General features: G+C 52.0%; 10 protein-coding genes. 9 read left to right on the forward strand and 1 reads right to left on the reverse strand.

Features of this window, described 5'->3' with window-relative positions:
- Positions 1-49: 49 nt before the first annotated feature.
- The 9 genes from flhB (at position 50) to AAF564_12260 (ending at position 13,178) form a co-directional block, all read left to right on the forward strand.
- Positions 50-1,129, forward strand: a complete 1,080-nt coding sequence (gene flhB, locus AAF564_12220; protein MEM8486308.1) for a flagellar biosynthesis protein FlhB — start codon at positions 50-52, stop codon at positions 1,127-1,129.
- Positions 1,130-1,165: 36 nt separating this feature from the next.
- Positions 1,166-3,268 carry a flagellar biosynthesis protein FlhA gene (gene flhA / locus AAF564_12225; GenBank protein ID MEM8486309.1) on the forward strand — a complete coding sequence of 701 codons (2,103 nt, stop codon included), beginning with the start codon at positions 1,166-1,168 and terminating at the stop codon, positions 3,266-3,268.
- A gap of 63 nt (positions 3,269-3,331) precedes the next feature.
- Positions 3,332-4,663, forward strand: coding sequence for a flagellar biosynthesis protein FlhF (locus tag AAF564_12230; protein MEM8486310.1), 1,332 nt, complete (start codon positions 3,332-3,334; stop codon positions 4,661-4,663).
- Positions 4,664-4,749: 86 nt separating this feature from the next.
- Positions 4,750-5,523, forward strand: coding sequence for a P-loop NTPase (locus AAF564_12235; protein MEM8486311.1), 774 nt, complete (start codon positions 4,750-4,752; stop codon positions 5,521-5,523).
- 85 nt (positions 5,524-5,608) lie between these two features.
- On the forward strand, positions 5,609-5,878 hold the full coding sequence (locus AAF564_12240) for a hypothetical protein (protein MEM8486312.1): 270 nt from the start codon (positions 5,609-5,611) through the stop codon (positions 5,876-5,878).
- Between the two features lie 64 nt (positions 5,879-5,942).
- A complete protein-coding gene (locus tag AAF564_12245; protein MEM8486313.1) occupies positions 5,943-6,704 on the forward strand; it encodes a FliA/WhiG family RNA polymerase sigma factor in 762 nt (253 codons plus the stop codon).
- Between the two features lie 245 nt (positions 6,705-6,949).
- Positions 6,950-9,043, forward strand: coding sequence for a peptidylprolyl isomerase (locus AAF564_12250; GenBank protein ID MEM8486314.1), 2,094 nt, complete (start codon positions 6,950-6,952; stop codon positions 9,041-9,043).
- An 86-nt stretch (positions 9,044-9,129) separates the two neighbouring features.
- On the forward strand, positions 9,130-10,494 hold the full coding sequence (locus tag AAF564_12255; GenBank protein MEM8486315.1) for a M28 family peptidase: 1,365 nt from the start codon (positions 9,130-9,132) through the stop codon (positions 10,492-10,494).
- Positions 10,495-10,517: 23 nt separating this feature from the next.
- A complete protein-coding gene (locus tag AAF564_12260) occupies positions 10,518-13,178 on the forward strand; it encodes an alpha-L-rhamnosidase N-terminal domain-containing protein (GenBank protein MEM8486316.1) in 2,661 nt (886 codons plus the stop codon).
- A gap of 35 nt (positions 13,179-13,213) precedes the next feature.
- Here AAF564_12260 and dapF read toward each other — a convergent pair whose 3' ends face one another.
- On the reverse strand, positions 13,214-14,032 hold the full coding sequence (gene dapF, locus AAF564_12265) for a diaminopimelate epimerase (protein ID MEM8486317.1): 819 nt from the start codon (positions 14,030-14,032) through the stop codon (positions 13,214-13,216).
- Positions 14,033-14,338 lie beyond the last annotated feature (306 nt).

The following is a 14,338-nucleotide window of genomic DNA, read 5'->3' on the forward strand; positions in this document are numbered from 1 at the left end:
ACCCAGGCCCATGCGCCAGCAGCACCATCTGCCCTAAACCAGAGGCACCATGAGTGAAAAAGACGAACGCACTGAAGACCCCACTGCGCGAAAGATTAGCCAGGCGCGTAGTGAGGGTCAAGTATTCCGGTCGCAGGAACTCCTTTCCGTTGGAATGCTCCTGATTGGGGTAACGGTTCTGGCCTTTGGTACCCCCTGGGGAATTCAGCGGCTGCAAAATATCATGTCTTCGATTTTGCTCGCTTCCAACACCACAGAATTGGATATCTCTTCGTTTCAATCGCTGGTTATGTCGCTTGGAACGCAAGTCGTACTCGTCCTCCTCCCCCTTATGGGTGTCCTGATGATTTCAGGCATTCTACTCAACGTAGTGCAATTCGGGTGGAATTTCTCCTTCAAGCCGCTGATGCCAAAAGCATCCAAAATAAACCCGGTTTCAGGATTTAAACGCATTTTTTCGGTCCAGGGACTCTTTCAGTTCTTCAAATCCTTTATGAAAATCATCATTGTGCTGCCGGTTGCTTACCTGCATATCGAAGGGTTGATAGAAGAAATTGTAGTACTGCACAGCCAGCAAATGGAATCCATCTTCCAGATTACGGGAGGTTGGATTGTAGGCCTGTTTTTGAAGGTAATCCTTGTATTGATTGTACTTACCGTGATTGATTTTGCATACGAAAAATGGAAGTTCAAGGAAGATCTGAAGATGACCAAACAAGAAGTTCGCGATGAGCGCAAACAGACGGATGGTGATCCAAAGATCAAGAAAGAACGCTTTAGGCTTGCCTTGAAGCTACTACGCCGGCCCCGGCTCGATCATGCGGTACTCAAATCGGATGTTGTAGTGACCAACCCGACACACTTTGCTGTCGCCCTGAAGTACGACGCAGACGCTGCGCCAGCACCTCGGGTAATGGTAAAAGGGATTCGAAAAAGGGCACTCCGCATTCGTCAACTGGCACTCGACAACAACATCCCGGTGATCGAAGATCCGCCCTTGGCGCGGGCTTTGTATAGGAGTGTATCGGAAGAACAGGAAATTCCTGAAGAACTTTATCCGGCAGTCGCAACCATCCTCGCGGCAATTTACAGAAAGCGCAAGAAAAGCAAATCTTTACCGAGCGCCTGATTCATTTCCAGTAACTTTACTTAACGCCTCAAGGTCTTGTCAACACTTATAAGTCCCAACCAATTACAGGAAGAGAAAGGCTTCCAGCTGTTTAACGGCGAAGGCTTCATTGCCATGGGCATGATCCTCATCCTCTTTGTGATGGTGGTGCCGCTGCCCACGTTTGTGCTCGACTTGCTGCTTGCAACAAACATCGCCCTTAGCCTCGGCATTCTGCTGACCTCCTTTTATGCACGCCGGCCTCTCGATTTTGCAATTTTCCCGGGCCTGTTGCTGATGACGACCCTCTTCCGCCTCTCTATGAACGTCGCCTCAACGCGACTCATCCTGAGCGAAGGAGAAGCAGGACAGCTTATTAGCGCATTTGGTGAGTTTGTGATTGCCGGCAACTACGTTGTGGGTACCATCATCTTTCTCGTCCTTGTCGTGATCAACTTCGTGGTTATCACAAAGGGTTCAGGCCGTATCGCCGAAGTAGGCGCCCGATTTACACTCGACGCCATGCCTGGTAAACAGATGGCCATCGACGCTGAGCTAAATGCAGGCCTCATCGACGAGTCAGACGCCCGGCAGCGCAGGGAAGACGTCGCCCGCGAAGCAGACTTCTACGGCGCAATGGACGGTGCAAGCAAGTTTGTCCGTGGGGATGCCATCGCCGGCCTGGCCATTACCGCCATTAACATCATTGGTGGCCTTGTGGTGGGCATGGTGCAACTCGGCATGTCGTTTAACGACGCCGGCAGCACTTTTATGCTCCTGTCTATTGGTGACGGCCTTGTTTCGCAGATTCCTTCTCTCCTCATCTCAACCGCTGCCGGCCTTATCGTTTCTCGCGCCAGCAACGAAGCAAATTGGGGTGAAGAATTCAAATCACAGCTATTCAACAAGCCGCATCCAATTCTGCTGACAGGCATGTTTCTGTTTTTCATGGGGCTTGTACCCAGCCTGCCGGTGCTTCCTTTCTGGCTCCTGGCTGCTGCCATCCTTCTGCTTGGCCGCAACCGTGTTAAACATATGGAAGACCAGGAGACATCGCCGGCATTGCTGCCTGAGGGCCAAAAACAACTTGAGGCCCCCGAAACACCAACAGATTTGTTACTGGTTGATCCGCTCGAACTCGAAATTGGCTATGCCCTGATTTCGATTGTTGACCCGAGCCAGCAAGGTGACTTGCTCGAACGCGTACGTATGTTGCGCCAACAGCTCGCTCTCGAGCTCGGCCTGGTCATACCACCCATTCGTATTCGCGACAACGTGAGTATGGGTGCCAACCAGTACACCATTAAGCTCAGGGGCAACCCGATCGGAGAGGGTGAGGTAATGCCTGGCTATTACCTGGCCTTGCTCTCCGACGACATTAAAAACCCGCCGCCTGGTATCCATGTGAAAGACCCAACATTTGGGTTACCAGCAATCTGGGTAGCAGAGCGCAACTTACCCGAAGCAGAGCAACTCGGCCTTACTGTTGTAGAAGGGCCGGCGGTTATTACAACGCACCTGCTGGAAGTACTCCGCAAGAATGCGTATAAACTGCTCGACAGACAGGAAGTGAAGAAGCTTGTAGATAAAGTGGGTGAAAGTTCGCCCGCTCTGGTGGAAGAACTTACCCCAAGTCTGCTCACCCTTGGCTCTATTCAGAAGGTACTTAAGCGCCTCCTGCAGGAAACTGTGCCCATTCGGGATCTCATCACCATTTTTGAAGCCATGGCCGATCACGCCATTCAAACCAAAAATATCGATGTTCTTACCGAATACACACGCGCTGCACTTGCTGCAACGATTACCCGACGATTTGTTGGCGCGGATGGAAAGGTACATGCCTTTGTACTGGCTGTTGAATTGGAACAACACTTGCTCGAGAAGGCCCAGCAAGGAGAGCTCAACCCGAGCACCCTTTCTCTGGACCAAAATGATGTCGACGCCCTGATCAAAGAAGCAGATCGTCTGACGAAAAAGCTTATCAGCCAGGGACACGCGCCGGTACTCCTCACATCGCCGGTGATTCGTGCCACCCTCTTCAACTTCTTTACGCCTGTACTCTCGGATATTACAGTGCTCTCATACAATGATCTCGTGCTTGATGTATCGGTCGAAGTGGCTGATCAACTGCAAATAGCAGAGACCTATGCAGAAGCCTGATAATCGGGGAGAAACCGGAAATTAGTAAGATTACATTGCATATCGATAATAGGATCGCATTTCATGAAAGTTAAAACTCTTACAGGCCCCAGTATTCACGCCGCACTTATTGAAGCACGCCGGCTGCTCGGCGACGACGTGGTTCTTCTTGAATCTATTCCTGCAGAAGGAGATGCGCCGGCGCGAATTACCGTCATGGTAGATGTGCCTGCACCCGCGCAGCGACAACAAGAAACACCTGCCTATGCCGAAGCAGGCCAGGCCGCGCAACCCCAGGGTTATGGGTATGCACGCGCTGCACAGGGCGGTGTAATGACTGCACCGCGCACAGCAAATTATTCCACGCAGCATGCCAATTTTTCCGGCAACAATACAGCCTTTGGGCGCAAAGGAGATGGCCGGAGGAATACAGCCCTGCAGTCGTATTCGCATGGCCTCACAACTGCGCCACGCAAAGACCGGAATGCATTGTACGCTCCCGAAGGAAGCAACCTGCCAGCTAAAGCTGATCAGTTTCAGGACGTACTGGAATCTCAACTCCAACTCATTCACAACCGGCTCGACCAACTCGATCGGAAATTTGAAGGCGCCATCATTGGTTCTGGCATTCGGTGGGCATCACACGAATTGTACGCAAAATTGCTACGCCAGGGCATGCGGCCAGCTACCGTAACGCGGTTCTTTGAGCAACTCGTTGAAAAAGGATTCGAGCCCAACCATAACCCCCAGAAAATTCGCTGGGCGTTGGCACAGGTGATCCGAAACGGCCTTAAGATGGCTACCCCAAAGCGGTATTCCGGCACGGTGATGTTCATTGGTCCGAGCGGCGCCGGCAAAACTTCGTTGCTCCTTAAAGCAGCAACACACCCAAGCTTCTTTGGCCGGCACAAAGCCACCGTTATTTCCATTCTGCCGGAAGAAGGCTCAGATCTGCCTTACCAGAATCCGGCAGAACTGTATTCGCGTTACGGGATTTCGGTTCAAACGGTACGCGACATTGAACAAATGAATGAAGCGCTCGACAGGGCAGAATCGTTTGACCAGGTGCTGATTGATACACCGCCGATGCCTGTACACGAAGCCGGCGCACGTAAGATGCTGCTGCACTTGAAGCGACTTGTCGAGCCGCTGATGCCAATCCAGATTCACATGGTGCTCAATGCAACCCGCGCCCTCGATGAATTTGACACGTCATACCTGCAGCGGCTACCGCTCAGAACAGACGCCATAGCCTTTACACACCTCGACGAAACCCGTTGCCTCGGCCGTATTGCCGAATGGATCATGGAAACGAAATTGCCCGTGCAATTTGCGTCTTCCAGCCCCAAAGTACCGGAAGGCGTCGGAGCGTTTACCCCGAGCTGGTTTGTAGAAGAGATGATGCGGATCCTCTAACAGATTTTGTTACGAGCATATCCATACCGGGTGCCTGAAGTTACCCCGCAGGCGCCAGTTTTATTGCATCATCCAACCCTATGAATATGAAGCTACAATCTACAACGCTGACCATTGCCAGTGGAAAAGGCGGTGTTGGCAAAAGCGTCGTATCCGTAAACCTGGCTGAGACCCTCGCTGCACTTGGTTACCGCGTAGTCCTGGTCGACGTAGACCTCGGACAGGGCGCATGCTCCCTGCTGCTTAATGAGAGTCCGGACGCCAGCGTAATGGACTACGCCCGACACACTGTACTGAAAGAACAGGTTTTACATACAACAATGTCGGGCATCACCCTGATACAGGGCGCACTCGACCCGGGTTTTGCCGGCGTTCACCTGCAAAGCCTCTTTGAAAAGCTCGACAGCCTCATCGCGTCGCTTCAACAGACCCATGACTTTGTCCTTATCGACACGCCGGCTGGAACAGAAGGTGCCGTGCGATGGGCACTGGATAAAGCAGATCTTGGCATCCTCGTGCTCGTTGGTGAACCAACAGCCATTTCGGATGCCTACCGTCTGGCGCGTATGATTTGGGATATTGCACCAGATTATCCCCTTGGTGCCATCGTGAACTTTGCAGACACTGAAGCAGAGGCACGAAGCATCGCAGATCGATTTGGGAAGGTTACCGAACATTTTACAGGCCGGGTAACAAAATACCTTGGCTGGGTACCTTTTTCCGCTCAAATACGCAGATCTGTGAGCAAGCAGACGCCGGCAGTCCGAAGCGAAGGTCCAGTGCAAAAAGCTTTTCAGTCTTTGGCGCACAATCTGACGCAGGACGCCCTCTTTTCGCCGGCTCTCTTAAGCATGAACTAAACGGAAGCGCATTCTCGCGCCACACAGTCCATTGCTGGCACACATCTTGAATACCTATACCTAAACCTCAAATTAACAGACACTTATGCGTGCATTATTTGTCCAGATCAGTGGCATAGCAGGTGTGCTTACGTTCCTGAATAACCTTTGGCATAATGCTTCTGTCGAGCGAACGGTTTTTTTAAGCCTGGCCGTTGGCTTATCCATTTATTTCGTCCTGACCATTGGCGACAACGTCATTAAGCAAATCCTGAGTCAGCCGGTACCCAAAGTACCCGAAGACGCGAAGGTCAAGAACGAAACCCTGGGTAACAGCGCTCCTGGCACGCCGACAAGACGTCCGGCAAAGGCTTAATTCCTCCTGTACTTGCGATTAACACAGTAACTGCCTCATGGCATTGTAAACCCGTGCACTTCTCATGGCCCAAGACCTCCAAAGCCTCGCAGCCCAGCATGCAGAAACACCCTCTCCTAAAAACAGAGAGTCAGTAGTCGTTGCGGCCGTTCCGCTGGTACGATCGCTGGTAGGCCGGCTGAGTATCCCCGACCATCCCCTCGCCTCCCGAGAGGACCTCGAAAATGTCGGCCTACTCGGCCTCCTGCAGGCACTGGATGGATATGATCCGGAACGTGGTACCCCGTTTGTTTCTTATGCATACGGCAGGATCCGAGGCGCCCTCGTCGATTACCTCCGCTCCATTGATGCGCTTCCCCGCGAGCGTCGCAGACAACTGGCTGAAGCCCAGCAAGCGGTTGAAACACTCCGGCAAATGCTCGGCGCAGAGCCCGACGATCACCAGGTAGCTGAACACCTCGGCCTGAGCCTGATCGATTACCACACCTTGCTCACAGACGCCCAGTGTCGTTTTGCACTTTCGCTGTACGACACAGCCAGCACGGAAGGTGAGCAAACCGTTGTGGAAACCATTCCAAACGATGAAGCCCTCATTGCATTTGATCGGGTAGATAAAGCGTCGTTGCACGCTTATATCGGTACACTGATCAAAGACCTCTCGGAGCGTGAGCAAACGATTCTGGCGCTTTATTATTACGAAAACCTTACCCTGCGTGAAATAGCCGGCCTGCTGGGCCTCACGGAAGCACGCATTTCCCAAATCCTCGGTAAGGTACTCCTAACCCTCCGTACCCGCCTCGCAAAAACCAAGTCTTTGGCTACATAAAGAATCCCTTTCGTTTTAGCGGAAATTGACCGCTGTGATGAATATCGAACACCGAACAAAGAATTTTGATTATTGAAGGATAGACCTTCGACATTCAAAATTCCTTGTTCGGTGTTCTGCGGTTCATCAAAACCCCCTGCCCTGAGATGAAATTTTGACGCCGACGAACAAATCGGGCAATCGTGCCGTATATTGCCGGTCTTTTTATAGGTCCATAAATAACTGATTGTTGACGAGGTCTCTCTATGGGATTGATGACCAAAATGCGGGAGAACACGAAGTATGTTCTCTACTTTGTAGTAGTAGCGTTTGGCATCCTGTTTATGCTGCAAGATGCCGGCACTTTTGATATGGTGGGTTCTAATACAGCCACGGAAATCATCAAAGTGAACGGCCAGCCTATTTCTTACGAACAGTACAGAAACGTACTGGACAACCAGACGCGCCTCTACCAGAGCCGTACGGGAGAAAGCATGACGCAGCAGGCGATGGATAATGCGCGGGACCAGGTTTACAACCAGTTGGTTGACGGTCTCCTGATCGAACAGGAGATGGAACGCCTTGGCATCAAGGTAACTGACGGTGAGTTGGTTGACCTGGTACTTGGTGATAACCCCCACCCCATGGTTGTAAGTACGTTTAGCGACGCCACAGGCAACCTGGATCGCAACCTGCTCCAAAGCTTTCTTGATGATGAAACTGCAAGCCAGCAGTGGACAATGTTGGAAGCCCAGTTGCGCGATACCCGTCGGCGGGAAAAACTCCAGAAACTAGTAGAAGCCACGGTGCGCGTCTCAGAAGAAGATGTGTTAGAAGAGTACCGCAAAAACAACCTTAAAGTTGATACGCGCTTTGTAGCGCTCCGGTACGCAACCGTCCCAGATGATTCTATTACTTTTAGTGATAGAGATCTGCGTAGCTACTACGACAATAATAAAGAAGATTTTAGCCGTAAAAAGTCGTTTACGCTCGATTACGTCTCTATCCCGAAGCTGCCCTCTACCCAGGATACGCTCACCATTATGGATGAGATGGAAGACTTGAAAACCCGATTTGCTGAAGCTGAAGATGATTCACTCTTCCTTACCCGGTTTGCTTCTGCACGGCCGTATGCAAGCGCATTCTTCGTAGCTGACGATCTCGACTACGAACTTGCCGTGGCTGTTTACGACGATCTCACGCCCCAGCGTATCATTGGCCCCATGATTGTTGGCAATGAAGCGCGGCTGATTAAGATTCAGGAAGTGCAGGACGGTGAAGATGAACTGATCCGTGCGCGTCACATCCTTTTCAGGATTACAGATACTTCAGACGAAGGCAAACGCACGACGCGTAACGAGGCCCTCTCTGTAAAATCGCGACTGGAAGCCGGCGAAGACTTTGATACGCTCGCCAAACTGTTCTCCAGCGACAACAGCAGTGCCATTCGTGGTGGTGACCTTGGCTGGTTTGGCCGGGGTAAAATGGTTGAAGCTTTTGAAAACGCTGCTTTTGGTGCACGCGAAGGCCGCATTGTTGGCCCGATCGAATCACGGTTTGGCTATCACCTGATCGAAGTTACCGACAAAACGACCCAGCAAGTCCGCCTCGCAGACTACGCGCAGTTGATTGAGCCTTCGGTAACCACCGTCAACGCCATCGCAGAGCGGCTGAGTGACCTTGAGTTCTATGCCAGCGAATCTGATGACTTCCGTGGTGAAGCAGAAAAACTGAACCTCGAAGTCAAGGAAGTACAGGTACAAAGCGAACAGACCTACATTTCCGGCATCGGCAACAGCCGGCAACTGCGTAACTTCATGGAATCCTCTGGTGTAGATGCCATCAGTCCTGTTGTTGAACTGGACGAAGCATTTGTTGTCGCACAGCTCGCTGCTGAAACGCCTGAAGGCTACCGGACTTTTGAGGATGTCAAAGCGGAAATTGAGCCACGCGCCAAACTGGAGAAAAAGAAAGCATACCAGTATGCCAAAATGAAGCGCGCGTTCGATGCAAGCGGATTTGACGGCCTCGCGTCTTCCCTCAATACAACCGAGCGGATCGTTACGGCCGTAACGCACAACACCCGTTCTGTAGCTGAACTTGGCAACGATCCGATCTTCAAAGGCACCGTATTGAGCCTCGAAGATGGTCAGACGTCCAACGTAATTGAGGGCCAGAACGGCGTATTTGTTGTACGCGCTACAAAAGTAGAGAAGCCGGCTGAGATTTCTGATGTGCAACGCACACAGCTCGAAACACAACTCAGCACGCAGCTAAAACAGCAGGCCACGAGCCAATGGCTGTCCTCCCTGCGGGATAAAGCAGATATCGAAGACAACCGCCGCTTCTTCTCCCAGTGATCTCAAAGCGTACCAGATTTTATCAAAAGGCACCCTGAACTTCAGGGTGCCTTTTTGGTTTTTAACTGGTATTCTATTCCGTTTGCATGATGATCTATCGCGTTTTCCCTCTCTCCTTTTTGCTTTTGGGCCTGTTGTTGCCTTTGTGTGCTGTTTCTCAGCGTGCTGCTGCTCAACCGGCAACAGACTCTTTATCACCCATACCATTTGCCAAACCCATCGTAGACACGCTTTCCTCACCAGCATTTGCCGGCCGCGGGTATCTGAACGATGCAGATGGTAAAGCCGCTGACTATATCGAAAACTACTTCAAGCGTATCGGGCTCTCCCCCATTAGCGATACCTATCAGCAGCCCTTCCCGCTTACCGTAGATGTGTACCCGACAACCCCGACCCTCAGCCTGGGATTGCGAAAACTGGATCTGGGGCACGACTATCTGCCATTCCCCGGTAGTTCGTCTGGTACAGCAACCACGGCACGCATTGTCGAGGTGGGAGACGGCCTCTTCGTACCAAATACCAAGTACAACAACTACGCCGGCAAAAACGTCGAACAAGCCGTTGTGGTGATGGACCTTGAAATTACGCCTGACGTCTTACAAGCCATCCGGGCAGACAGCACGATTAACCCCGCACTGGCCCAAACAACAGGCCGTATCGAAATTGCCCGATACCTCGGCGCTGTGGCGGTCATTTTACGGACAAGCAATAACCTGCTGGATTTTTATACGCCTGTAAACACGGGTATTCCTGCCTTCGTTGTAGCTGATCAGGTATGGCTTGAAAATGGAGCGGCAACGGCGTCATTCACCTTAGAAACAACGCTTGACTGGCAGACCACCTCGTCCAATGTCATAGGCTATATTCCCGGTACAACAACGCCGGAAGAATATTACTTCATCTCTGCACATTACGACCACATGGGGCAATTGGGGCCCGATCACTATTTCCCTGGCGCCAATGACAATGCCAGTGGCGTAGCACTAACGCTGGCCCTTGCGGCTTATTTCCAGCAAAAGCCTCTAAAACGATCGCTGGTTTTTGTTGGCTTTTCTGGCGAAGAAGAAGGACTGATCGGCTCCCGCTATTTTGTCGACAATCCGCCTTTACCTCTCGAATCCATTCGTTTTCTGGTAAATCTCGATATGGTGGCTTCCGGGTCGCAAGGCATTATGGCTGTTGGCGGTAGTGATTTTAATGATGAATTTGACCTGCTGGCATCTGTTGGCGACACATTGAATATTGGTCCCATTGGTAAACGCCCCAACGCCCCGATTAGCGATCATTATTTCTTTTTGAATGCAGGCGTTCGTGGCTTCTTTTTGTATACCAACAAAGGAGATCAGCCCTACCACCATCCTGAAGATGTGGCCGCTACCCTCGACTGGCAAGATTTTGCAGATACTTATGCCCTTGTTCGTACCTTCCTGATGAAGCTAGATAAGCAATAAAACCGGTAACGCAGCAGACCCTGATGAATAAGAAAGAGCATCCAAACCCCAATAGCCGGCGCAACTTCCTCAAACAATCCACCCTTGGCACCTCCTTCCTGGTCGTTAATCCACTGACAGAAAAGCCAGCGGCGCATGCAGGTCCTGCACCACTGGCACCACAGGATACACAAGCGGCACCACTTGAAGACCGGGCGCTCGACCTTGCGCCGGCAAAATGGGTCTGGTATCCTGCCAAAAGGGTGCTTCAAAACACCGTTGTGTTATTCAGACGCCGGCTGTATCTCAACGAAAAACCCGTATCCGCTTCAGGCTGGATTCTGGGAGACAGCCGATACCGACTCTTTGTCAACAAACAGCGTCAACAATGGGGCCCCGCCCCTTCCGACCCCCGATGGGCCGAAGCAGACCCGCTCGACTTAACCGAGCAGTTGCAGGAAGGCGTGAATATACTGGGTGCAGAAGTGCTGTATTACGGCCAGGGAGATGGCACCTGGCCAATCGGAAAAGCAGGCTTCATTTTTCACCTGACCCTGACCTTTGCCAATGGCCGGCAAGAAGTTGTAGTATCCGACGACAAATGGCAAACACACCTCGCCCGCAGCTGGCCGCCCGGACAATACAAACGCTGGTTTCTACGTGCATTTCAGGAGTCTTTTGACGCCCGGCAATACCCGCATGGATGGCTGGAAGCTGCTTATCAGCCGGATGCTAACTGGTTGCCGGCCATGGACCTGCAAGGCCCCGCAGACAAACCTGCTATTTGCACAGCCGGCCGCGACTATTTGTTTGAAAGCTCGGGAGATCGCAATATCTCCCAGCTACGCAAACGCAGTGTCCCGATGTTACGGGACGAAATTGTGCAGTCCGTTACGCTCAGAGAAGCGTTTAAAATCAACTGGCGCCGGCCCCCGGAAGAGTACTTTGAGTCGGAGACGCCCCAGGCGTTTTCAGCCACCCAGGCCACGCTGCCGCCAGAAATGCAGGCCGGCGCATGGCAGGTGCAAACCGTCGCCAACAACGCCCTTGCCCTCACCTTTGAATTACCCGAACAAATTGTAGGCTGGCCCTTTTTCTCGATCACAGCGCCAGAAAGCACCATAGTAGAGCTGATGGTCCATGAGGGCCACAAAATTGGAGGCGCAGCATTGCTCAATACGCGCTTTCATTCGTGGACGCGATTCACCTGCAAAGCCGGTCAGAATACTTTTGAAACGCTCGATTTTGAGTCGTTGCGCTGGATACAGCTACACATCAGAAATGCCGCAGGACCCGTAACGATATCCAATATCGGTGTGCGCCGGCGTATGTATCCGTGGCCTCTGCAGCCAGAATGTAAAACCTCGGACCCTGTTATTCAGCGGGTATGGGATGCTGCGCTAAACACACTCTACAACTGCGCACAAGACACCATTGTCGATTGTATGGGGCGCGAACGCCAGCAGTATAGTGGTGATATCGGCCATGTGATACACGCCGTGCATTACGCCTTTGGTGCTAAAAAACAAATTGCCCGCTACGTAGACACCTATAGCCAGGGTATAACTTCCGCCGGCTATTTCCTCGACAGTTGGCCGGCATATGACCGATTGGCCCGCATACCCGAGCGCGAACTCCAACTCACCCCGTGGGGGCCGCTACTCGACCACGGTATCGGCCATACATTTGATGCCTTTCACTACTACAACTACACAGCTGACCTTGACGCACTCCGAGAAGTCTACCCGCGATTACTTAGGTTTTTTGACTACCTACGCACCCTGAAAGCAGACCAGGACTTGTTGCCTGTAGATAACCTCGGCGTCCCTGTTGTGTGGATGGACACCACAGCCTACGCGCAACAGCATCACAAAATGTGCGCCTTCAACATTTATGCTGCGGCCATGATGCAATATGCGTTAGCGCCACTGTGTGAGGCATTTGGGGAGCCAGATAAAGCAGCAACCGTACGTGCACTCGGCGCACGCATTCAGGAAGCTGTGGTAGGATATTTTTGGGACCGGCAAAGCCAGGCTTTTGTTATCAACCAGCCCTGGCTTGCCCAAGAGCGCTCACCACAGTATTGCGACCGCTCCCTTGCTATGGCAATCATGTATAATATGTGCCCCGGCAACCAGCGAGCTAGTGCCGTGGAACTGCTTGCCACCATGCCATCATCTGTTGGCTTGTCTTATCCTGCCAACGCCGGCTGGCGCCTCTGGGGCCTTGCGGCAGGTGGGCGCATGGACGTTGTTATCAATGAATTGCGAACGCGCTGGGGCACAATGCGCTCCGTTGCAGAAAACAATACGTTATCCGAAACCTGGGAGCCGGGCTACGATGATCGGAGCCAATGGAGCCACGCGCCCGTCTCTCCGCTGTACTTGCTCTACATGGGGATTATGGGCCTGCAACCAACGAGTCCAGGATTTGAAACCTACACGTTGCGGCCACAATTGGGCGACCTGCCCCAGCTTTCAGCCGGCGCGCACACGCGCATTGGCACCCTTCGTATGTTCACTGAAGGTCCTAAAGGTAACCGTAGATTTGTAATTGAGGTACCACCTCAGGGCGAAGGCATACTTGCTTTACCAGCACGAGAGGTTGTCCAGCTCACCCCCCTTCCTCCCCAGGGAGCGGCTGGCTTACAGCATTTTGCACTGCCGGCCGGCGAGCGAATAGAGATGATTCTGCGGCATACGTGATAGGTGGTTAATGGCCACCACAAACGCAGGCTGTCCTACACCTCGGTAGTACCGCGATAGATGGTCTCAACAACGCCTTCCAGGTACAGGTTTTCTACGGCATCAGCCGTTTCGTCAAAGCCAACGCCAAGGATCCCTCCCGCCATGTGTACCTGTACGGTGGTTGATGCAATCAAACCCGTTTTCTTTGCAATAACAGCCGATGCCATCGCGCCTGTACCACACGCCAGCGTTTCATCTTCTACGCCTTTCTCATAGGTGCGTACGCGCAATTGGGCTGGCGCATCGTGGGCGCCTGACTCCTCTACTGCTACAAAATTTACGTTTGCGCCATTTGGTGCTAGCGTTGCATCATTGCGTAATACCCGCCCCAAGGCTACAACAGGCACAGCATCCAGGGACTCGGTAAAGGAGACCAGATGCTCGGTGCCCGTCCAGATGTAGTGCGCCGGCTGATGCAACTCCGGATGGGACAGTTTTTCAAGGGCAAGGGCTTGCGGGGGTTGTACATAGATGCGTACCGGGTTGTCATCATCAGGCCCGGCTGTAGCCCTGTAGACGCCCGCATCTGATTCAAACTGCATGGTTTCTTCAACGACACCGGATTTCCGGGCAAATCGGGCAAGGCAGCGTGCACCGTTGCCACACATGGTCCCCAGGCTACCATCAGCATTGAAATATTTCATGCGGTACTGGTGTGCAGCATCATCGGGCAACATATACGCAAGAATTCCGTCTGCACCTATACCGGTACGCCGCGGGCAAAACCTGCGGGCCAAATCTGCGAGTTCTTCAGCAGAGAAATTGTAAAATCGATTGTCGATAACGATAAAGTCATTACCGTTACCGCTCATTTTCGTAAATTCTAAAACCAGCTTTCGCTTTATCATTCTTGCGCCCTGCATGAAACGAATACACTTGAGAAAACATAAGAGTCTTTCAACCAGTAATTCGTTTCCAGCTTGGCTTAACTTCTGGCTTCAGATCCGATTCTTTTAATAAATACATCCGATTCTGGATTTATTTTTCACCTGCAAGTTCAATCACTATATTAGTTCAATTGGCGAAAAAAAATCTTACGATAGAAAACGTGGAGCCCCTTCTGCTTTTTGGCTCTAACGACAGGTACCTCAAAAAAGTAGAGGCAGCTTTTCCAAAAA

It is taken from the genome of Bacteroidota bacterium, from assembly GCA_039111535.1.
Lineage (GTDB): Bacteria > Bacteroidota > Rhodothermia > Rhodothermales > JAHQVL01 > JBCCIM01.